The following is a 20,973-nucleotide window of genomic DNA, read 5'->3' as shown; positions in this document are numbered from 1 at the left end:
CCCGGCAGACACATTGACCTGACTAGACCACTCCTCTTACGTTCGCACGGCAGTCATCTCCACGCAACGCCATCCCGATGTGCGCCCGCAGGAGGTAATGCCCGTGCGTCCCACCGCCGCCCTCACCGCCCTCCTCTCCGCAGCTCTCGCCGCCACCGCGCTCACCGCGTGCGGATCGGGGTCCGGCAGCAGTCCGGACACGATCAAGGTCTCCTACAAGCAGTCGACGGACAACTCCCTCAAGGTGATGGACACCTATCTCGGCGACGTCAAGAAGCAGTTCGAGAAGCGGTACCCCGGCAAGAAGGTCGAGCTGGTACCGATCAAGGCCCCGGACTCGGAGTACTACACCAAGCTCCAGCAGATGCTCCGCTCCCCGCGGACGGCCCCGGACCTGGTCTACGAGGACACGTTCCTCATCAACTCGGACATCACGAGCGGATATCTGAAGCCTCTCGACCCGTATCTGGCCAAGTGGCCGGACTGGCGGCAGTTCATCGACACCGCGAAGAGCGCGGCGAAGGGGCAGGACGGGAAGACGTACGGCGTCCCGGACGGCACGGACACACGCGGACTCTGGTTCGACAAGGGGGTGTTCAGGAAGGCCGGGCTTCCCGCGGACTGGCAGCCGAAGAGCTGGGACGACGTGCTGGCGGCCGCCCGGACCATCAAGGAGAAGGTGCCGGGGGTCACTCCGCTCAACGTGTACACCGGCAAGCCGGCCGGTGAGCGGTCCACCATGCAGGGCTTCGAGATGCTGCTCTACGGCACGGGCGACGGCAGCTCCGATCTGCTCTACGACAGCACGGCGAAGAAGTGGATCACGGCCGGCCGGCCCTTCAAGGACGCCCTCTCCTTCGTGGAGACCGTCTACAAGGAGAAGCTCGGACCCGACGTCGCCGACGCCCTGGACCCCAACTACGCCACCGCGGTCAACGGCGAGCTGCTGCCCCAGGGCAAGCTCGGCATCGACCTCGACGGCTCCTGGCTCCCGCAGGCGTGGCTACCGGGCAGCGGACACGCGTGGCCCGAGTGGTCCCAGAAGCTCGGGCTCGCCGCCATGCCCACCCAGCACGGCCAGGCCCCGGGCAAGGTGAGCATGTCCGGCGGCTGGACGTGGGCCGTCCCGGCCAAGGCGGGCAACCCGGACCTCGCCTTCGACTTCATCAAGGAGATGCAGACCGAGGCGAACGCCAAGAAGTGGTACATCGCCAACTCCGGCATCTCGGTGCGCAAGGACGTCGCGGACGACCCCTCGTACGCGACCGCCCAGCCCGGCATCAAGTTCTTCACCGACCTGGTCGCCAGCACCCACTACCGCCCCGCCTATCCGGCGTACCCGAAGGTGTCGACCGCGATCCAGGAGGCCATGGAGGGCGTGACGACCGGTGACGCGTCCGTCGACAAGGCGGCGAGCGGCTACGACGACACACTGAAGGACGTCACCGACGGCCAGGTCACCCGGCGGTGACGTCACGGCAGCAGGGCGCGCGGGCACTGCCCCGCGCCCTCACCCGCCCCCTCACCCGTGTCCTCCCCCTCACCCCGGCCCTCGTCCTCCTGCTGCTCTTCCTCGCGGGCCCCATCGCCTACTGCGTCTACATCGCCTTCACCGACCTCCAGCTGACCGGGCAGGCGCACTCCTCCTTCGTCGGTCTCGCCAACTTCCGCCGGGCCTTTCGCGACGAGGCGTTCGTCAACGCCGTATGGCTGACGCTGGTGTTCACCGTGGTGTCCTCGCTGATCGGGCAGAACACGCTGGGGCTGGCGCTGGCCGGACTCATGAGGCGTGCCTCCAAGCCGGTCCGTACGCTCACCGGCGGCATAGTCGTCACCGCCTGGGTGCTGCCCGAAGTGGTGGCCGGGTTCCTGCTCTACGCCTTCTTCCGGCGCGAGGGCACGTTGAACGCCATCCTGGACTGGCTCCATCTCCCGCGCCAGAACTGGCTGTTCACCCTGCCCATCCTGGCCGTGTCGTTCGCCAACGTCTGGCGGGGCACCGCCTTCTCGATGCTCGTCTACTCCGCCGCCCTGGACGAGATACCGGGCGAGATCACGGAGGCCGCCGAGGTGGACGGCGCCGGCGGGTGGCGGCGGCTGTGGCACGTCACGCTGCCGATGATCCGGCGCTCCATCGCCACCAACCTCATGCTCAACACCCTCCAGACGCTGTCCGTCTTCGGGCTGATCTGGGTGATGACCAGGGGCGGGCCGGGCGACAGGAGCCAGACGCTGCCGCTGTTCATGTACGAACAGGCCTTCCAGAACAGCATGATCGGGTACGGCACCGCCGTCGCCCTGCTCCTGCTGCTCGTCGGCTCCCTGTTCTCCGCCGTCTATCTGCGGCTGCTGAAGACGGAGGTGCAGTAACCGCCATGCCCCGCCAACGCACCTCCCGCCGGCTCGCCGCCGACGCCGGACTGCTCGTCGCCGCCGCGGCCTTCGCGCTGCCCCTGGTCTGGGTGCTGCTGTCCTGTGTGGACCCGCACGCGAATCTGCGGGTGAAGATCCCCGACGGGCTCACGCTCGGCAACTTCGACACGATCCTGACCCCGGACATCACCTACACGCCGCTGCTCAACAGCCTGATCCTGTGCGGCGGGGCCACCGCCCTGACCGTCGTCTGCGCGGCCCTCGCGGCCTATCCGCTCTCCCGGTTCCGCTCGCGCCTCAACCGCCCCTTCCTGCTGACGATCCTGTTCGCGACCAGCCTGCCGATCACCGCGATCATGGTTCCGGTGTACGCGCTGTTCGTGCGGGTGAACCTGATCGACACCTTCCAGGGCACGATCCTGTTCTTCGCCGCCTCGCAACTGCCCTTCGCCATCTGGCTGATGAAGAACTTCATGGACGGCGTGCCCAAGGAGCTGGAGGAGGCGGCCTGGACGGACGGCGCCTCCGCCCTGCAGTCCCTGGTCCGGATCGTGCTGCCCCTGATGGGGCCGGGGGTCGCCGTCGTCACCGTCTTCTCGTTCGTGCTGATGTGGGGGAACTTCTTCGTCCCCTTCATGCTCCTGCTCTCCCCGGACCAGATGCCGGCCTCGGTCAGCATCAACGACTTCTTCGGCAACCGGGGCATGGTGGCCTACGGCCAGCTCGCCGCGTTCTCCGTCATCTACTCGACGCCGGTGATCCTGCTGTACGTCCTGGTCGCACGGAAACTGGGGAGCGGGTTCGCGCTGGGCGGGGCGGTGAAGGGGTGAGCGGGGAGACCCGGGGGCGAGTGGCACCCCGGGTGCCCCTCAGTACCCCCGAGCCCCCGCCCTCGGCAGCACCGCCCACATCCGCGTCCCTCCCCCCGGTTCCCGCGCGTCCCCGAACCCCCACTCCCCCTCGCACACCCGCACCACGCACGCCAGCACCCGCAGCTCCGCCCGCCGCCGGGCCTCGCAGTGTTCGGCGAGGCGCGGATGACTGTGCCGGGGGTGACCGTCGTAGGAGACGATCCGCAGCGCGCCCTCCCGGTGGCGCAGCGACACGTACACGTCGGCCGAGCCGCTGAACCGGCAGGCGCAGCCGACCAGTTCGGCGACGGTCTGTACGGCCGCGTCCGTCAGTTCGGCCAGTCCGTGGCGGTACAGGACCGACCGGGTCACGGCCCGGGCGACGCCAGGACTGGTGAAGTCGCTGGGCAGGGTCAGGCTGTAGGTGAGGGTGTCGGGCGAGGGGTCGGCCGGTTCCCGGGGCAGGTCGTCGGCGACCGGGCAGGCGGAGACGGTGACGGCAGGCGACATGGGGCAACTCCCGTTTCTTCGTGGCGAATCTGCATGGTGTCGACAACAGCGCCGACCACACCCGGTGGCCTGTCTCCCTGCCGCGAACCCGCCTCTCCCAGGGCAGGAGAACACGGGCAGGCTCACGCGATGCGCTTCCGGCTGCGCCGGGCTGTAAGCGACCCATCACTGAACGTAGAGGATTCAGGGGGCCTTTTGCCACCCACTCACCGGAATTACCACCAATGCGGTGGACCAACTGGACAGCTCCCATGCAGACTTACGCCAGAGCCGTCCGAGGAAGAGACACATGCCACCTAGGTCGACACCAACCGAACGCCAGAAGCGACTGGGCGCAGAGCTGCGCAAGATGCGCCTCTCGGCAGACGTGACAACGGACTACGCCGCCGGGCTCCTGGGGCTGGACCGCACCAAGGTGTCCAACATGGAGATGGGCATCCGCGCGATCTCCCCCGAACGTGTACGCATGTTGGCCTGCAACTATGACTGCCAGGACGCCGCCTACACCGACGCCCTGGCCGGCATGGCCGGCGATCGCAGGCGAGGCTGGTGGGAGGTGTACCGAGGCCAACTCCCCGCCGGACTGCTGGATATCGCCGAGCTGGAATGGCACGCGAAGAGCGTCCACGCGGGCCTCGCGATGCTCCTCCCCGGCCTGCTCCAGACCGGCGGTTACGCGCGTGCCCTGTTCGCCGCAGCCCTCCCACCCCTGTCGGCCATGGAGGTCGAACTCCGCGTAGCTCTGCGCATGCAGCGCCAGCAGGTGCTGCACCGCGAGCAGCCCATCACCTATGTCGGCTACGTCCACGAGGCCGCCCTGCGCGTGGAATTCGGCGGCGCCAGGGTCATGCGCACGCAACTGGACCACCTCTGCGATGTGTCCCGGCTCGACAACGTCGACGTACGCGTGATCCCGTTCAGCGCGGGGGCGTTCCCCGGCGCCGGGCAGGCGATGACCTACGCCGAAGGGCCCGTCCCACAGCTCGACACCGTGGAACTGGACTCGGCCCACGGCCCGGAGTTCACCCACGGAGAAGCCCAGCTCAGCAAGTACCGAGGCCACCTGACCTGGATGGAGGGCGCATCGCTCCCCCCAGGCGCGTCACGCGACTTCATCCACGACATCGCCCGTCGAACCTGAGGAGCCGCCATGCTCGGAATTGCCTGGGAAGAGCCCTTCTGCGGCGAGGGCGCCAACTGCTTCCGCATAGGCACCGATCCCCAAGGCAACGCCTACATCGCCCTCGCCGGCCAAGAGGATCTCTACCTCACCGACACCCGCGAAGCCCTCCGCACCCTCATCCGGGACATCAAGGCAGGCAAGGCCGACCATCTCGTGTGATCCCCCGCGCGACCAGAACCCGCCGACACCCTCAGGAGCATCCATGCCCGAGATCACCTGGGAAGACCCCTTCTGCGCCGAAGGTTCAAGCTGCTTCCGCATAGGCACCGATCCCCAAGGCAACGCCTACATCGCCCTCGCCGGCCAAGAGGATCGCTACCTCACCGACACCCGCGAAGCCCTCCGTACCCTCATCCGGGACATCAAGGACGGGAAGACCGACCACCTTCTCTGATCACTCGGGGAGCACTCCCGGGCGGAACGGCTCCACGCCCACCACCCGCCGCACCGTCAGCGGCTCGATGAGCAGCATCACCCGCCGCTCCCCCGGGAGCAGCCACGGGTAGCGTTCCTCGCCGATGTACTTCCGGGTGAGCCGGTCCATGGCGTGCTCGGCCCGCTCACCCTCCACGAACGCCGCGACCCGGCCCCGGATCTCCGCGCGGTCGTACGGGTTGCCGGGGTCGTGGTGGGAGAGGGAGACATGCGGGTCGCGCCGCAGGTTCCGCTCCTTGACGCGTCCGACGGACGTGTTGACCATGACGTAGTCGCGCTCCGAGCCGTCGTCGGGGTCGGTGACGCGCTCGATGTCGGCCCACATCGGGGAGATCTGTGGCGCGCCGTCGGGTCCGACGGTGGCCAGGTGCCAGAAGTTCGGCGCCAGAAGGCGCGCGCGGATGTCCTCGTCCAGTCTGCCCGTACGGTCCACGTGATACATGTGATCATCCTGGCGTGCGGGGCCGCCCCGCACCAGGGGACCCCCGGCCGGGGCGGGCGGGCGTGGGTGCGGGACGGTCAGAAGACCGACTCCGCCTCCTCCATCCGGTACGCCGGGACCGTCTTCAGTTCGGTGACCGCCTCCGCGAGCGGCACCATCTCGATCTCGGTGCCGCGCAGCGCGGTCATCTTGCCGAACTCGCCCCGGTGCGCGGCCTCGACGGCGTGCCAGCCGAAGCGGGTGGCGAGGACGCGGTCGTAGGCGGTGGGCACGCCGCCGCGTTGGACGTGGCCGAGGATGACCGGCTTGGCCTCCTTGCCGAGGCGGCGCTCGAGGTCGTAGGCGAGCGCGGTGCCGATGCCCTGGAAGCGCTCGTGACCGTACTGGTCGATGGCGCCCTTGCTGTAGTCCATCGTGCCCTCGGCGGGGTGGGCGCCCTCGGCGACGCAGATGACGGCGAACTTCTTGCCGCGGGCGAACCGCTCCTCGACCATCTTGACCAGGTCGGCGGGGTCGAAGGCGCGCTCGGGCAGGCAGATGCCGTGGGCGCCGGCGGCCATGCCGGACTCCAGGGCGATCCAGCCGGCGTGCCGGCCCATGACCTCGACGACCATCACGCGCTGGTGGGACTCGGCCGTGGTCTTCAGGCGGTCCATGGCCTCGGTGGCGACGCCGACGGCGGTGTCGAAGCCGAAGGTGCGGTCGGTGCCGGAGATGTCGTTGTCGATGGTCTTGGGGACGCCGACGACCGGCAGGCCCGCGTCGGAGAGCATGCGGGCCGCCGTGAGGGTGCCCTCGCCGCCGATCGGGATCAGCGCGTCGATGCCGAACTCCTCGGCCATGTCGGTGGCCCGCTCGCAGGCCTCGCGCAGCCGGTCGCGCTCCAGGCGGGAGGAGCCGAGGATGGTGCCGCCGCTGGCCAGGATGCCGCTGACGTCGTCCAGGTCGAGGGTGCGGTGGTGACGGTCGAGCAGACCCCGGTAGCCGTCCTCGAAGCCGATGACCTCGTCGCCGTACTGCGCCACCGCGCGGTGCACGACCGACCGGATCACGGCGTTCAGTCCCGGGCAGTCGCCGCCTGCGGTGAGAACTCCGATGCGCATCGTGCTGTGTCTCCTGCTCGCTGTCGGTACCGGTGAGCCCTTTCGATTCAATCACGCTCCCGCGAGCGGCGACGAACGGTCGCCCGCCGGGAACCCGGGCCGGGGGGGGCGCCCGGGCTTGACGGGCGCCTTATCTGTCGCCGGAGGTATTGTCAAGAAGGTTGCGCTCACCCCGGTGGGCGATTTTTATGCAGCGACGGACCGGCGACCGCGACGACCGGCGACGATGGCCGACGACGATGACACCGCGACGACAAGGATCGGAGAGCACGCGTGACGCGCAGCGTGTACGTGACCGGCATCGACCGCAGCGACGGCCGCCAGGTCGTCGAGCTGGGGATCATGGAACTCCTGACCCGCCAGGTCGACCGGGTCGGTGTCTTCCGGCCCCTGTTCCATGACCGGCCCGACCGTATGTTCGAACTGCTGCGGGCGCGCTACCGGCTGTCCCAGGCCCCCGACACGGTCTACGGCATGGACTACCACGAGGCCGCCGCGATCCAGGCCGAACAGGGCACGGACGAGCTGGTCTCCACACTGGTCGACCGCTTCCACCGGGTGGCCCGCGACTACGACGTCGTCCTGGTCCTCGGCACCGACTTCGCCGACACCCAGCTGCCGGACGAGCTGGCGCTGAACGCGCGTCTGGCCAACGAGTTCGGCGCCTCCGTCGTGCCGGTGGTCGGCGGCCTGGACCAGTCGGCCGAGTCCGTGCTGGCCGAGACCCGCAACGCCTACCGGGCCTACGAGGTGCTGGGCTGCGACGTGCTGGCCGTGGTGGCCAACCGGGTGGCCCGCGAGGACCGGGACGAGATCGCCGAGCGGCTGGCCAACCGGCTGCCGGTGCCCGCTTACGTGCTGCCGGACGAGCCCGCGCTGTCCGCGCCGACGGTCGCGCAGATCGCCCGGTACCTCGACGCCAAGGTGCTGCTCGGCGACGACGCCGGGCTCGCCCGGGACGCGCTGGGCTTCGTCTTCGGCGGCGCGATGCTGCCGAACTTCCTGTCCGCCCTGACCCCGGGCTGCCTGGTCGTGACCCCGGGGGACCGCGCCGACCTCGTCGTCGGCTCGCTGGCCGCGCACAGCGCCGGCACCCCGCCGATCGCCGGCGTGCTGCTGACCCTGAACGAGGTGCCGAGCGAGGGAATCCTCACCCTGGCCGCCCGCCTCGCCCCCGGCACCCCGGTGCTCTCGGTCGCCGGCACCAGCTTCCCCACCGCCGAGCAGCTGTTCTCGCTGGAGGGGAAGATGACGGCGGCCACTCCACGCAAGGCGGAGACCGCGCTCGGCCTGTTCGAGCGGTACGTCGACACCGGCGAGCTGGCCTCGCGCGTGAGCGCCCCCAGCAGCGACCGGGTCACCCCAATGATGTTCGAGCACAAGCTTCTGGAGCGGGCCCGCGCGGACAAGCGCCGGGTCGTGCTGCCGGAGGGCACCGAGGAGCGGGTGCTGCACGCGGCGGAGGTGCTGCTGCGCCGGGACGTGTGCGACCTGACGCTGCTCGGCCCGGTCGACCAGATCCGCAAGAAGGCCGCCGACCTGGGCATCGACCTGGGCGACACTCAGCTGATCGACCCGGCCACCTCCGAGCTGCGCGACACGTTCGCGGAGAAGTACGCGGCGCTGCGCGCCCACAAGGGCGTGACGGTGGAGCTGGCGTACGACGTCGTCAGCGACGTGAACTACTTCGGGACGCTGATGGTCCAGGAGGGGCTCGCCGACGGCATGGTGTCGGGGTCCGTGCACTCCACGGCCGCCACCATCCGGCCCGCCTTCGAGATCATCAAGACCAGGCCCGAGGCGTCGATCGTCTCGTCGGTGTTCTTCATGTGCCTGGCCGACAAGGTGCTCGTGTACGGCGACTGCGCGGTCAACCCCGACCCCGACGCCGAGCAACTGGCGGACATCGCCGTGCAGTCGGCGGGCACGGCCGCGCAGTTCGGCGTGGAGCCGAGGATCGCGATGCTGTCGTACTCCACCGGCACGTCCGGTTCGGGCGCCGACGTCGACAAGGTGCGCGAGGCGACCAAGCTGGTGCGCGAGCGGCGGCCCGACCTGAAGACCGAGGGGCCGATCCAGTACGACGCCGCCGTGGAGCCCTCCGTGGCCGCGACCAAGCTGCCCGGTTCGGAGGTCGCCGGGCAGGCCAGCGTGCTGATCTTCCCCGACCTCAACACCGGCAACAACACCTACAAGGCCGTGCAGCGCTCGGCCGGCGCGATCGCCGTCGGACCGGTCCTGCAGGGTCTGCGCAAGCCGGTCAACGACCTGTCCCGGGGCGCGCTCGTCCAGGACATCGTCACCACCGTCGCCATCACGGCGATCCAGGCCCAGCACCCGAGCGGGAAGGCGTCCCAGCAGTGAGCACCCCCAGTACCTCCGGTACCTCCGGCACCCCTGACACCCCCACCCGGGTTCTCGTCCTCAACTCCGGCTCCTCGTCGGTGAAGTACCAGCTGCTGGACATGCGGGACAGCAGCCGCCTGGCGGTGGGACTGGTCGAGCGCATCGGCGAGCAGACCTCGCGGCTGACGCACACCTGCCTGGTCACCGGCGAGACCCGGGAGCAGACCGGGCCGATCGCCGGCCACGACGCGGCTCTGAAGGCGGTGGCCGAGGAGCTGACCCGGGACGGTCTCGGCCTGGACTCGCCCGAACTGGCCGCGATCGGGCACCGGGTGGTGCACGGCGGTATGTTCTTCACCGAGCCGACCGTCGTCGACGAGTCGGTGCTCACGGAGATCGAGCGGCTGATCCCGGTCGCGCCACTGCACAACCCGGCCAACCTGACCGGCATCCGCACCGCGCAGGCGCTGCGCCCGGACCTGCCGCAGGTCGCGATCTTCGACACGGCGTTCCACACGACGATGCCGGAGCCGGCGGCGCGCTACGCGATCGACCCGAGGATCGCCGACCGGTACCGCGTCCGCCGCTACGGCTTCCACGGCACCTCGCACGCGTACGTCTCCCGTGAGACCGCGCGGCTGCTGGGCAAGGACCCGTCCGAGGTCAACGTGATCGTGCTGCACCTGGGCAACGGCGCCTCGGCGTCGGCGGTCGAGAAGGGCCGGTGCGTGGACACCTCCATGGGGCTGACGCCGCTGGAGGGGCTCGTGATGGGGACGCGCTCCGGTGATCTGGACCCGGCGGTCATCTTCCATTTGGCGCGCGTTGCCGGAATGTCCATGGACGAGATCGACACTCTTCTCAACAAGAGGAGCGGTCTGTTCGGTCTGTGCGGCGACAATGACATGCGCGAGATCCGCCGCCGGATCGACGAGGGCGACGAAGAGGCCGCGCTGGCCTTCGACATTTACATTCACCGGCTGAAGAAGTACATCGGCGCCTATTACGCGGTGCTCGGCCAGGTGGACGCGGTGGCGTTCACGGCCGGTGTCGGCGAGAACGCGGCGCCGGTGCGCGAGGCGGCGATCGCGGGCCTGGAGGGGCTGGGGCTCGCGGTCGACAGCGAGCTGAACGCCGTACGCGGCGGTGAACCGCGGCTGATCTCGCCCGAGTCCGCGCGGGTGGCGGTCGCGGTGGTGCCGACCGACGAGGAACTGGAGATCGCCACGCAGACGTACGCGCTGGTCGGAAAGAACCGCTGAGCAATACACCGGAGTAACACGCCTGAGCGCATGTCCGCCCATTTGTATCTTCCGCCAGCCGGAATATTCCGCAGCGAAACAAAACGATAGGATCGCACTCATGCGCCGTTCGAAAATCGTTTGTACTCTCGGCCCCGCGGTCGACACCCACGAGAAGCTCGTCGACATGATCGAGGCGGGCATGAACGTGGCCCGCTTCAACTTCAGCCATGGCTCCCACGCCGAGCACCAGGCGCGGTACGACCGCGTCCGTGCCGCCTCCAAGGAGACCGGCAAGGCCATCGGTGTCCTCGCCGACCTGCAGGGCCCGAAGATCCGCCTGGAGACCTTCGCCGAGGGTCCGGTCGAGCTGGAGCGCGGTGACGAGTTCGTCATCACGACCGAGGACGTGCCGGGCGACAAGCGGATCTGCGGTACGACGTACAAGGGCCTGCCGGGCGACGTCTCGCGCGGCGACCAGATCCTGATCAACGACGGCAACGTCGAGCTGAAGGTCACGGACGTCGAGGGCCCGCGGGTGAAGACGATCGTCATCGAGGGCGGTGTCGTCTCCGACCACAAGGGCATCAACCTGCCCGGCGCGGCCGTGAACGTGCCCGCGCTGAGCGAGAAGGACGTCGAGGACCTGCGGTTCGCGCTGCGCATGGGCTGCGACATGGTCGCGCTGTCCTTCGTCCGTGACGCCAAGGACGTCCAGGACGTCCACAAGGTCATGGACGAGGAGGGCCGCCGCGTCCCGGTCATCGCCAAGGTGGAGAAGCCGCAGGCGGTGGAGAACATGGCGGACGTCGTCGCGGCGTTCGACGCCGTCATGGTGGCCCGTGGCGACCTGGCCGTCGAGTACCCGCTCGAGAAGGTCCCGATGGTGCAGAAGCGCCTCATCGAGCTGTGCCGGCGCAACGCCAAGCCGGTGATCGTGGCGACCCAGATGATGGAGTCGATGATCACCAACTCCCGTCCGACCCGCGCCGAGGCCTCCGACGTGGCCAACGCGATCCTGGACGGCGCCGACGCGGTCATGCTGTCCGCCGAGTCGAGCGTGGGCGCCTACCCGGTCGAGACGGTCAAGACGATGTCGAAGATCGTCACCGCGGCCGAGGAGGAGCTGCTCTCCAAGGGCCTGCAGCCGCTGGTCCCCGGCAAGAAGCCGCGCACGCAGGGTGGTTCGGTCGCCCGTGCCGCCTGCGAGATCGCGGACTTCCTCGGCGCCAAGGGTCTGATCGCCTTCACCAAGTCCGGCGACACCGCCCGGCGTCTGTCGCGCTACCGCGCCGCCCAGCCGATCCTCGCCTTCACCACCGACGAGGGCACCCGCAACCAGCTGACGCTCAGCTGGGGCGTGGAGTCGCACGTGGTGCCGTTCGTGAACAGCACCGACGAGATGGTCGACATGGTCGACCAGGAGCTGGGCAAGCTGAACCGCTTCAACGCCGGCGACACCGTGGTCATCACCGCCGGCTCGCCCCCCGGCGTCCCCGGCACCACCAACATGGTCCGGGTCCACCACCTGGGCGGCGAAGACCTCGACTGACGGCTTCGCAGGGGCGGTTCCCAGCGGAGCGCTCCCCGCGTGACAAAGCGCTGTGGCCCGGCCCTCCGTGACGGAGGGCCGGGCCACAGCGCTTTCGCGGCTCCCGGAACGGCTTTGCGCGGACGGTCAGCCGGTGGTGTAGACGTGCATCCCGGGTACGTGCAGGTTGCCGCCGAACTGCGCCGCCTGCTTGACCTTGGCGTCGGTGAAGTAGATCAGCGGGATGTTCAGCGGGGGCGGGCTGTCCGGGCTGAACGTGATCGGGACCAGGCCGAACAGGTTGCCCGAGATGCTCTCGGTGTACATCACGGTGTCGCCGCCGGTGATGGTGGACGTCGAACCCGAGGCGGCCTGCACGTGGTAGGTCTTGCCCGAGATCTTGTCGTTCACCGTCTGGTGCAGGTCACCGATGTCCGTGCCGCCGGAGATGACGTACTTCAGCACCTTCTTCGTGGTGCCGTTCGCCGTCTTCACCTCGACGACGCCCTTGTAGTCGGCACCCTTCAGCAGCAGCGAGCTGGCGTTCAGGTACCAGGGGTCGTCCGCCACCGGCACCTTGTTGTCGACGCCGCTCACGTCGTCGGTGGCGGCCGGGCAGTCGTCGGCGGACGGGGTGGCACTGGCGGACGGGTCGGGCGTGGCCGAGGCGGCCGTGTCCCCCACCGTGTCGGTGGTGTCCTTGACGGTCCTGTCGATAGTGCCGGTGGTGTCCTTGACGGTGTCCGCGGCCTTCTTGGCCACGTCGCCGACGGTATCGGCGACGCCACCGGTGCCGGCCGTACCCGTCGAGCCGGCCGGGGACGACGTACCCGCCGAGGACGGCGCGGACGGCGTACCCGAGGACGACTGGGACGCGGCCGGTGCCGGGCTCGCGGACGTGCCCGAGCCCGAGTCCTTGCCGCCGCCGAGCACGTCACCGAGGGTGGTGCCGATCGTGTCGATCAGATCGCCGGCGTCCTTCTGGCTCGCCGACGGGGTCGACGGAGCCGGCGTGGCCGCACCCGCGCCACCGGCGTCCGGCGCCGTGCCGGAACCGGTGCCCTGGTCCGAGGACCCGGAGGAGCCCGAAGGCCCGGACGTCTGCGTCGGCTTGGGCTCGGCCTTGCCGCCGGAACCTGAATCCGGCGAAGAGGTCTGGCCCGGGTCGGCGCTCTTGCCGTCGTCGGACGCCGAAGGATCCGGCGTGGCCGGGGCGGTGGACTCGCCCGCGGTCGGCGAGGCCGAGGCGTTGTCGCCGTCCAGCACGTCGACGCAGTCCTTGTACTCCGCGGCCTTCTGGCTGTTCGACGTTCCGGTGCCGCCGCCCGCGGCGAGCGCGAGCGTCGACGTGAAGCCCATGCCCATGAGAACGGCCGTCGGCATCGCCACCGTGGCTATCGCCTTGCCGGCGGGCATGTGGAACCTGGTGAACAGCGGCTTCTTGGGAGCCGCGTGGCGGGCCCCGGTTCTCCCACCGGACGCGTCCACATCGCTCCAGTGGGTCACCTCGTCAGCCGGCACTGTGCCTCCCGTTCGCCCCGTTGGCCGGGTTCATTCCTGACAGGTCGTTCTCCCCCAGCGCCTCGGAGGCCTGGGAGGGGATGCCCTCGCTCGCCCCGTCCTGCTTGGACAGCGCGACGGCCCCGGGCGCGACGCCTTCGGCCGGGGCGGCGGCGGCCGGGGCGACCGCGGTGGGCGGCTCCGGCTGCTGCGGCTTGCCCGGCGCCCAGGACACGGCCATCGCTCCGCCCACGAGCGCGAGCAGGAAGCCCACGATGAAGCCGCCGAAGTTGGACACGGGGAGGGACACCAGCGCCAGCAGGATCGCCGCGACACCCGCGAACGTCCGTACGTGCTTCTGGAACCAGAGACTGATGCCCAGGACGATGAGCAGCACACCGATGATCAGGGAACCGGCACCAGCCGTGGTCGCCATCGCCAGCGTCAGATGACCGAGCTGGAGGTGGAAGTACGGGAAGTACATGATCGGAAGGCCGCTGAGCAGGACGTACAGGCCGGCCCAGAAGGGACGGTCGCCCCGCCAGGCGCGGAACTGCTGCCTCCGGTGGTCGAACTTGCCGGAGTCGGCGGCAGGGGTCTCGGCGCTCATGGAAAACAGCTCCCTGGTGCGGCGTTGCTGTGGTGGTGATGTGTGCCGCGCGTGAAAGCGCGGCCGGAGAGGGGACGGGCGGGGGCGCCATCGGCTCCCCCGCCCGTCAACGAGTGCTTAGTAGCACTCCGCGCCATCGGTCGACAGCGACATGTGCAGCCCGCTCAGCTTGAACGTGCCGGCGGTGGTCGCCCACGCCGTCTGCTTCACGTTGACCAGCGTGGCCTTGTCGGCCTGCTGGGCGAACCCGAAGGGGTTGGCCTGCTCGCCGCCGCCCTTCATGCCCGGCCCCTTGCTCGCGTCCTTGGCGGCCACACCGATGTCGATGTTGTCGAAGGTCGCGTCGGCCTGGAGGTCGGCGACGTCGATGTAGATACGGTCGGCCTCGACCGCGTCGTGCCCCGCCCCGCCGGCCCTCAGGATCAGGCTGACGGAACCGAAGACCGGCACGTTCGGGGTGACCACGGACTGGCACAGGTTGGTGATCTCGGCATGGCTGAACGCCGAGACGGCGACCGGGTGAGCGGTCTTCTTTCCGTCCATGGTGTAGCCGCTGTCGATGGCACCGTACTGTTCGAATCCGTCACCGACGAGCTTGTCGGCACGCACCTTGAACGACTGGCCCGAAACACTGAACGAAGCGGCGAGAGCGCCCTGCGCGAGGGCGACACCTATCGCGGCCGTTGCGGCGACGCTGGGCACCATGACCACAGCGAAGCGCTTCCATCTGGTCCCGCCACGCACCTGGGACTCCATATTTCCTCCTTCTCGGACGTACATCTCCTGGCCCGGACTGGCCCCAGTCGGCGGCCCGGCCGGGCAGGGATGGGAGAAGTGCTACGTCCTCGGGAAGGAGAGCGCCCGCGCTCGGTGGCGCGAACCGCGCCCGAATCACCGGCGATCACCCCCGAGCGACAACCACTGGTCGCGCCTGACACGCATCACGCACAACCTTCTGGACAGGCTTCGCCGGCAAGGCGAAGACCCCCCTGTCCTAGAGCCGGCGCCACTGCCGCCGGCTCTGCTCGGTGGGGACCCAGGTTTCCGCGACCCGGCCGGATGCCGGGGGACGGGAATGGACCGAGCGTCGCCGATCGTGGTGCATTCTCGGCCGAGACACAAGGGGGTTCATTACTGGCTAGTAACGGCGGGATAACCGAACAACGACTCAGCGGTCTCGGTGTGCGACGCTCGGTACCCCTCAGGGGTGGAGCAAAGCCGTTGATCCCTGGATGAAACCAGACAGACCAACGGCTCCGACTTACTCCGAGTAACAGCGCGCACGATTGCCAAGATTTGGCAAAGTGCAGTCGCCCTGACTCATTGTCGGCAGATCTTTCACCCCGGCGTCACAAGCCGTGGCGTTTACCGACTGGTCAGAACAGGGCCCGCGCCAGCGCCCGGCGCGCCCCGACCACACGCGGGTCCTCGGGACCCACGACTTCGAACATCTCCAGCAGCCGGCGCCGCACGGTGTCCCGGTCGTCGCCCGCGGTGCGCGTCACGGTCTCGATCAACCGCCCGAAGGCGTCGTCGACATGACCGCCCACCAGGTCCAGGTCGGCCGCCGCGATCTGCGCGTCCACGTCGCCCGGCTTGTCGGCGGCGTCCCGGCGCACCCGCTGCGGGTCCATGTGCTGCACCCGCTGAAGCAACTCGGCCTGCGCGAGACCCAGTTTGGCCTCGGTGTTGGCCGGGTCGTCGCTCAGCACGTTCTTGTAGGCCTGGACGGCCCCGCCCAGGTCACCCGCGTCGAGCGCCTGTACGGCGGCTTCCAGCAGGGCGTCGTACGGGCCCTCCTGGACCTCGCGGCGGGCGGCACCGCCCGCGGCGGCGTCCGGGTCGACGGTCAGGCCGGTCAGGCCGAACCGCTCCTCGCCGACCAGCACCAGCTGGTCCAGCATCTCCCGGATCTCCTGTTCGCCGGCCGCGCCCTGGAAGAGGGGCAGGGCCTGTCCCGCGACGACGGCGAACACGGCGGGAATTCCCTGGACGCCGAACTGCTGCATCAGCATCTGGTTGGCGTCGACGTCGATCTTGGCGAGGAGGAAGCGCCCGTCGTACTCGACGGCCAGCCGCTCCAGGAGCGGGCTCAGCTGCTTGCAGGGCTGACACCACTCGGCCCAGAAGTCGATGACGACGGGGACTTCGGCGGAGCGCTGGAGGACGTCCTTCTCGAAGTCCGCCTCATCGACGTCGATGACGAGATCGGCCGGGGAGATCGCCCCCGTGCCGCCCTGTCGGGCGGCTTCGGCGCGCACCTGCTCGGCCTTGGCCTTGGCCTCCTGGGCCGCCTTCACCGCGGCGAGGTCGACGACGCCGCTCATGGACATGTTCCGTGGCTGCATACGTCTATCCTCCCCCGTACCCGCGCGTGAATGAAAAAGCGATGTGTTCTGGCGGTGCGTATGGCGTGTGGTCCCCACCCCACGCCGGTGGTCGTCGCCCGTGTACGTCCCTCACGAGCTTTCGCTACGAGTCGTAGCGTAATGGCAGTACGGGTTCCGCGGACACCGGTTTCCGGTGATCTCCCTCACGGCTCCACCGGACCCGCCGGTTAAGGTCGGGGGATGCAGAGCCGCACCCCAGCCAGCCGTACCGGACGCCCGCGCAGCGCCGCGGCGGACGCCGCGATCCTGGCCGCCACGCGCCAGGCGCTGGTGGAGCTGGGGTGGTCGGGGCTGACCCTGGGGGACGTGGCGACGCGGGCCGGGGTGGCGAAGACGACGCTGTACCGCCGCTGGGCCGGCAAGCACGAGCTGGTGGTCGACGCGGTCGCCGAGCTCTTCGACGAGCTGGAACTCCCCGACCGCGGCAGCCTGGGCGCCGACGTCGAGGGCGTGGTGCTCCAGTTCGCGGCCATCCTGGCCCGCCCGGAGGCCAGGAGCGGCCTGATGGCGGTGGTCGCGGAGTCCACCCGCGACGACGCCCTGCGCGAGCGCATCCGCGACTCCATCGTCGAACGGCAGAAGCGTCTGGTCGTGGCGGGGCGCAGGCGGGCGCAGAAGCGCGGCGAACTGCCCCCCGAGTCCGACCCGGAGGCCTCGGCCCGCGCCATCGACCTCATCTTCGACATCGTGGCGGGGGCCGTGGTGCACCGCACGCTGGTGAGCGCGGAGCCCGCGGACGCGGACTGGGTACGGCGTTTCGTCGCGGTACTGCTGAACGGGCTGGCGGCGGCCGAAGGCTGACGGGATCACACGGCGAACGTCGGGGGTTCGGAGGTCTTGCGCACGTGGCATGTCCAGGTCACCATGTGCAGCGGAATCTACTCGCATAGATGTGCTTCCGGATTCATCCGTCCCACCCGGCACCACTCCCCTGACAGTGCGTCACCGACCCCATGACCACTCGCATTCGGAGGGATAGATCCCCGTGAGACCTCGCCACCCCCGTCGCCGTGTCACGCTGACCGCCACCGCAGCCACCCTGCTGGCCCTGTCCGCGGCCCAGACCCTGGCCGCCGCCCCCACGGCCGGCGCCGCCCCCGCCGCCCCCGCCCGCTCAGCGCACTCCCCCTCCGCCACCGCCTCGGCGGTCACCGGCGCCCAGGACCGGGCCGCGCGGGCGATAGCGCGCTCGCTCGGCGACAACGCCTGGCGCACGCGGCTGCGCACGGCCGCCCTGAAGTCGGACGACGTGGCCGTCACCCCGCTCGCCGCCCGGGCGAACCCCGGCCTGGCCTCCGGGCTCGCCGCCGCCGACCACGCGATCGCCGCCGCCAAGGGCCTGGACGGCAAGGTCGGCCCGCTGCTCCGGCTGCGGCTCGGCGACCGCTCCATGCGCGCCGCCCTGAGCGCCGGCAGCGCCCCCTGGGTCGCCGCGGCCACCTCGGACGACGCCACCCACACGGTCACCGCGTACGACAGCCAGGGTCGCGCCCACGCCCTGGACTCCCGCAAGGCGCCCGGCCGCCCGGTGTACGTCGTCGACATCGACAGCTCCAAGGCGCTCACCGCCGGTCTTGACGTCCTGCGCAAGGAACTGGTGAAGGACGGCGTTCGCTCCGCGACGCCCGGCGCCGTGAACACCACGGCCGCCAAGCGGACCGCGGCGGCGAGCGGAGGCTTCTGGACCACGAAGGTCGACGCGGTCGAGCTCTCCGACGACGAGGAGCCCTGGGTGAAGGGCGACGCGGAGATCTACACCCTCGTCACCGGCTTCGGCCAGGACGGCGCCGTCCGCGTCGACCCCGTCGAGATGCCGTACCTGGACAACGACGGCACGGTCTACCGGCCCAACCAGATCCTCGTGAACTGGTCGAACTACAAGTACAACCTGGCCGACGCCGTGATGATGGAGGAGGACGGCAGCACCAACTACCACGACCTCGCCGTGGCCATCGCCGACGCCCTGCTCACCATCACCGACCAGGGCGCCTACATCCCGCTGGTGGACGCGGTCCTCAACGCCATCCCGACCTCGTGGTGGACCGACGACCCCGACTACGTCGACTCCTGGTACACCCTGGCGCAGAACAACAACGGCACCTACTACGGCGCCCGCGGCAACGGCTGGATGACCGTCGAGCCGTACTGGGTCTCGCAGTTCTGAGGCCGGGCCGGACAGCGGCACCGCCGCAGACGGGCACCGTCACCGCCGAGTGACGCAGGGGCCCGCCGGAACGGATGTCCGTTCCGGCGGCCCCCTGTGGCCGTTCAGCCGGGTCCTACGGCGGTCAGAAGCCGGCGGGCTCGGTGTAGACGCCCCACTCGTCCCGCAGCACCCCGCAGATCTCGCCGAGGGTCGCCTCGGCGCGTACGGCGTCCAGCATCGGCTCGATCATGTTCGCCCCCGACCGGGCGGCGGCCAGCATCGCGTCCAGCCCCGCCCGCACCGCGGCCTCGTCCCGGGCCGCCTTCCGCCCGGCCAGCTCCCGGACCTGCTCCCGCTCCACCTCGTGACTGACCCGCAGGATCTCCAGGTCCCCGGTGACCGACCCGGTGTGGACGTTGACGCCCACGACCCGCTTCTCGCCCTTCTCCAGCGACTGCTGGTAGCGGAAGGCCGACTCCGCGATCTCGCCGGTGAACCAGCCGTCCTCGATCCCGCGCAGGATCCCGGACGTGATCGGCCCGATCGGATGACGCCCGTCCGGGTGGGCCCTGAGGCCCCGCTCCCTGATCTGCTCGAAGATCTTCTCCGCGTCCGCCTCGATCCGGTCCGTCAGCTGCTCGACGAACCAGGAGCCGCCCAGCGGGTCGGCCACGTTGGCGACCCCGGTCTCCTCCATCAGCACCTGCTGCGTGCGCAGCGCGATCTCGGCGGCCTGCTCGCTGGGCAGGGCCAGCGTCTCGTCCAGCGCGTTGGTGTGCAGCGAGTTCGTCCCGCCGAGCACCGCGGCCAGCGCCTCCACGGCCGTACGCACCACGTTGTTGTACGGCTGCTGCGCGGTCAGCGAGACACCGGCGGTCTGGGTGTGGAAGCGCAGCCACTGCGCCTTGTCGCTCTGCGCCCCGTACACGTCCCGCATCCAGCGGGCCCAGATGCGCCGGGCCGCGCGGAACTTGGCGATCTCCTCGAAGAAGTCGAGGTGGGCGTCGAAGAAGAAGCTGAGTCCGGGCGCGAAGACGTCCACGTCGAGCCCGCGCGAGAGCCCCAGCTCGACGTACCCGAAGCCGTCCGCGAGCGTGTACGCCAGCTCCTGCGCGGCCGTCGAGCCCGCCTCGCGGATGTGGTAGCCGGAGACCGACAGCGGCTTGTAGGCGGGGATGCCGGCCGCGCAGTACTCCATGAGGTCGCCGATCAGGCGCAGGTGCGGCTCGGGCTGGAAGAGCCACTCCTTCTGGGCGATGTACTCCTTGAAGATGTCCGTCTGGAGCGTGCCGTTCAGGACCGCCGGGTCCACGCCCTGGCGCTCGGCGGCGACCAGGTACATGCAGAAGACGGGGACGGCGGGCCCGCTGATCGTCATGGAGGTGGTGACGTCGCCCAGCGGGATGTCCTTGAACAGGACCTCCATGTCGGCGGCCGAGTCGATGGCCACACCGCAGTGGCCGACCTCGCCGAGCGAGCGGGGGTCGTCGGAGTCGCGCCCCATGAGCGTCGGCATGTCGAAGGCCACGGACAGGCCTCCGCCGCCGGCGGCGAGGATCATCTTGTACCGCTCGTTGGTCTGCTCGGCGTTGCCGAACCCGGCGAACTGCCGGATCGTCCAGGTGCGGCCGCGGTAGCCGGTCGGGTGGAGCCCCCGCGTGAAGGGGTACTCCCCGGGCCAGCCGATCCGCTCGAATCCCTCGTACGTGTCACCCGGCCGGGGCCCGTACACCGGCTCCACCGGGTCGCCGGAGAGCGTGGTGAAGTCGGCGTCGCGCTTGCGCGCGGTGTCGTAGCGGGCCTGCCAGCGTCGGCGGCCTTCCTCGATGGCGTGAGCGTCCATGGCATCAAATTTACTTGGACGTCCTAGTAAATGTCGATGGCTGACCGCCGTACGGTGCTTTCACAGCACCCGTACGGCGGTGGATTCCGCGGTTTCCCGCGCCTCAGACCTTGGCGACGGCGGGAGCCTGGCCGGCCGCGACCTTGGCCTCCAGCTCGCGCGTGATCTTGCGCTCCACGAAGAAGGCGGCCGTCGGGATGGTCCCGGCCAGCAGCACCCAGAGCTGTCGCTTGACCTTCCACTTCGCCTTGGAGCCCAGGTCGAAGGCGAAGACCAGGTAGACGACGTACAGCCAGCCGTGCGCGATGGCGATGGCGCGCGTGAAGCTGTCGGCGCCGTCCAGGTGGAGCCCGTACTTCGCGATCATGCCCAGGCACAGGAGTACCAGCAGCACGCCGGTGATGTAGGCGAGGGCTCGGTAGCGGGTCAGCACGCTCTTTTTCATGGCGTCGAGCGTAACCACCCGTTC

The 20,973-nt window shown here is 69.8% G+C and carries 20 protein-coding genes; 11 read left to right on the top strand and 9 right to left on the bottom strand.

The window, feature by feature from the left end:
• The first annotated feature begins 97 nt into the window (after positions 1-97).
• Genes OIB37_RS25220 through OIB37_RS25210 form a run of 3 tightly spaced genes read left to right on the top strand, consistent with a single transcriptional unit; the run spans position 98 to position 3,203 of the window.
• Positions 98-1,471 carry an extracellular solute-binding protein gene (locus OIB37_RS25220; protein WP_330459882.1) on the top strand — a complete coding sequence of 458 codons (1,374 nt, stop codon included), beginning with the start codon at positions 98-100 and terminating at the stop codon, positions 1,469-1,471.
• Positions 1,468-2,370: a carbohydrate ABC transporter permease gene (locus OIB37_RS25215; RefSeq protein ID WP_330459881.1), complete on the top strand. Its 903-nt coding sequence runs from the start codon at positions 1,468-1,470 to the stop codon at positions 2,368-2,370. Before OIB37_RS25220 ends, OIB37_RS25215 begins: the two co-directional genes overlap by 4 nt.
• A gap of 5 nt (positions 2,371-2,375) precedes the next feature.
• Positions 2,376-3,203 carry a carbohydrate ABC transporter permease gene (locus OIB37_RS25210; RefSeq protein ID WP_330459880.1) on the top strand — a complete coding sequence of 276 codons (828 nt, stop codon included), beginning with the start codon at positions 2,376-2,378 and terminating at the stop codon, positions 3,201-3,203.
• Positions 3,204-3,242: 39 nt separating this feature from the next.
• Here OIB37_RS25210 and OIB37_RS25205 read toward each other — a convergent pair whose 3' ends face one another.
• A complete protein-coding gene (locus tag OIB37_RS25205) occupies positions 3,243-3,734 on the bottom strand; it encodes an ATP-binding protein (RefSeq protein WP_330459879.1) in 492 nt (163 codons plus the stop codon).
• Between the two features lie 289 nt (positions 3,735-4,023).
• On the opposite strand from OIB37_RS25205, the gene OIB37_RS25200 reads away from it, so the two are divergent.
• From OIB37_RS25200 to OIB37_RS25190, 3 genes are read left to right on the top strand one after another with little or no spacing between them, the layout of a single operon-like run.
• Positions 4,024-4,875: a Scr1 family TA system antitoxin-like transcriptional regulator gene (locus OIB37_RS25200; protein ID WP_330459878.1), complete on the top strand. Its 852-nt coding sequence runs from the start codon at positions 4,024-4,026 to the stop codon at positions 4,873-4,875.
• 9 nt (positions 4,876-4,884) lie between these two features.
• Positions 4,885-5,076, top strand: coding sequence for a hypothetical protein (locus tag OIB37_RS25195; protein ID WP_330459877.1), 192 nt, complete (start codon positions 4,885-4,887; stop codon positions 5,074-5,076).
• Between the two features lie 43 nt (positions 5,077-5,119).
• Positions 5,120-5,311 carry a hypothetical protein gene (locus OIB37_RS25190; RefSeq protein ID WP_330459876.1) on the top strand — a complete coding sequence of 64 codons (192 nt, stop codon included), beginning with the start codon at positions 5,120-5,122 and terminating at the stop codon, positions 5,309-5,311.
• Here the strand turns inward: OIB37_RS25190 and OIB37_RS25185 are convergent, their stop codons facing one another.
• Entirely contained in the window at positions 5,312-5,794 is a 483-nt protein-coding gene (locus tag OIB37_RS25185; RefSeq protein WP_330459875.1) for a PPOX class F420-dependent oxidoreductase, read from the bottom strand.
• Between the two features lie 77 nt (positions 5,795-5,871).
• The gene (locus OIB37_RS25180; RefSeq protein ID WP_330459874.1) at positions 5,872-6,897 is read right to left on the bottom strand and encodes an ATP-dependent 6-phosphofructokinase; all 1,026 of its coding nucleotides are present in this window, start codon (positions 6,895-6,897) and stop codon (positions 5,872-5,874) included.
• A gap of 273 nt (positions 6,898-7,170) precedes the next feature.
• Between OIB37_RS25180 and pta the strand changes: the two genes are divergently transcribed.
• The 3 genes from pta (at position 7,171) to pyk (ending at position 12,036) form a co-directional block, all read left to right on the top strand.
• A complete protein-coding gene (gene pta / locus OIB37_RS25175; protein ID WP_330459873.1) occupies positions 7,171-9,261 on the top strand; it encodes a phosphate acetyltransferase in 2,091 nt (696 codons plus the stop codon).
• On the top strand, positions 9,258-10,505 hold the full coding sequence (locus OIB37_RS25170) for an acetate kinase (RefSeq protein ID WP_330459872.1): 1,248 nt from the start codon (positions 9,258-9,260) through the stop codon (positions 10,503-10,505). Before pta ends, OIB37_RS25170 begins: the two co-directional genes overlap by 4 nt.
• Before the next feature lie 100 nt (positions 10,506-10,605).
• Complete coding sequence (gene pyk / locus OIB37_RS25165; RefSeq protein ID WP_330459871.1) at positions 10,606-12,036, top strand: pyruvate kinase; 1,431 nt, start codon at positions 10,606-10,608, stop codon at positions 12,034-12,036.
• A gap of 126 nt (positions 12,037-12,162) precedes the next feature.
• On the opposite strand, the gene OIB37_RS25160 is transcribed toward pyk, so the two are convergent.
• The 4 genes from OIB37_RS25160 to OIB37_RS25145 form a co-directional block, all read right to left on the bottom strand.
• Positions 12,163-13,536: a hypothetical protein gene (locus OIB37_RS25160; protein ID WP_330459870.1), complete on the bottom strand. Its 1,374-nt coding sequence runs from the start codon at positions 13,534-13,536 to the stop codon at positions 12,163-12,165.
• Positions 13,526-14,125, bottom strand: a complete 600-nt coding sequence (locus OIB37_RS25155; protein WP_330459869.1) for a DUF6114 domain-containing protein — start codon at positions 14,123-14,125, stop codon at positions 13,526-13,528. Before OIB37_RS25155 ends, OIB37_RS25160 begins: the two co-directional genes overlap by 11 nt.
• A 117-nt stretch (positions 14,126-14,242) precedes the next feature.
• Complete coding sequence (locus OIB37_RS25150) at positions 14,243-14,881, bottom strand: DUF6230 family protein (RefSeq protein WP_330459868.1); 639 nt, start codon at positions 14,879-14,881, stop codon at positions 14,243-14,245.
• Positions 14,882-15,501: 620 nt separating this feature from the next.
• On the bottom strand, positions 15,502-16,473 hold the full coding sequence (locus OIB37_RS25145; RefSeq protein ID WP_330459867.1) for a tetratricopeptide repeat protein: 972 nt from the start codon (positions 16,471-16,473) through the stop codon (positions 15,502-15,504).
• A gap of 222 nt (positions 16,474-16,695) precedes the next feature.
• Between OIB37_RS25145 and OIB37_RS25140 the strand changes: the two genes are divergently transcribed.
• Positions 16,696-17,316: a TetR/AcrR family transcriptional regulator gene (locus OIB37_RS25140; RefSeq protein ID WP_330459866.1), complete on the top strand. Its 621-nt coding sequence runs from the start codon at positions 16,696-16,698 to the stop codon at positions 17,314-17,316.
• Positions 17,317-17,500: 184 nt separating this feature from the next.
• Complete coding sequence (locus OIB37_RS25135) at positions 17,501-18,679, top strand: DUF3103 family protein (protein ID WP_330459865.1); 1,179 nt, start codon at positions 17,501-17,503, stop codon at positions 18,677-18,679.
• Between the two features lie 124 nt (positions 18,680-18,803).
• On the opposite strand, the gene OIB37_RS25130 is transcribed toward OIB37_RS25135, so the two are convergent.
• Both OIB37_RS25130 and OIB37_RS25125 read right to left on the bottom strand, forming a co-directional pair.
• On the bottom strand, positions 18,804-20,504 hold the full coding sequence (locus OIB37_RS25130; protein WP_330459864.1) for an acyl-CoA mutase large subunit family protein: 1,701 nt from the start codon (positions 20,502-20,504) through the stop codon (positions 18,804-18,806).
• Positions 20,505-20,607: 103 nt separating this feature from the next.
• Positions 20,608-20,949 (bottom strand): DUF3817 domain-containing protein, encoded by a 342-nt coding sequence (locus OIB37_RS25125; protein WP_330459863.1) that lies wholly within the window; start codon positions 20,947-20,949, stop codon positions 20,608-20,610.
• Positions 20,950-20,973 lie beyond the last annotated feature (24 nt).

The sequence above is a fragment of the Streptomyces sp. NBC_00820 genome (genome assembly GCF_036347055.1).
Taxonomy (GTDB): Bacteria; Actinomycetota; Actinomycetes; order Streptomycetales; family Streptomycetaceae; genus Streptomyces.
Note: the sequence above shows the minus strand (reverse complement) of the source record. Positions and strands in the feature narration are given on the sequence as shown.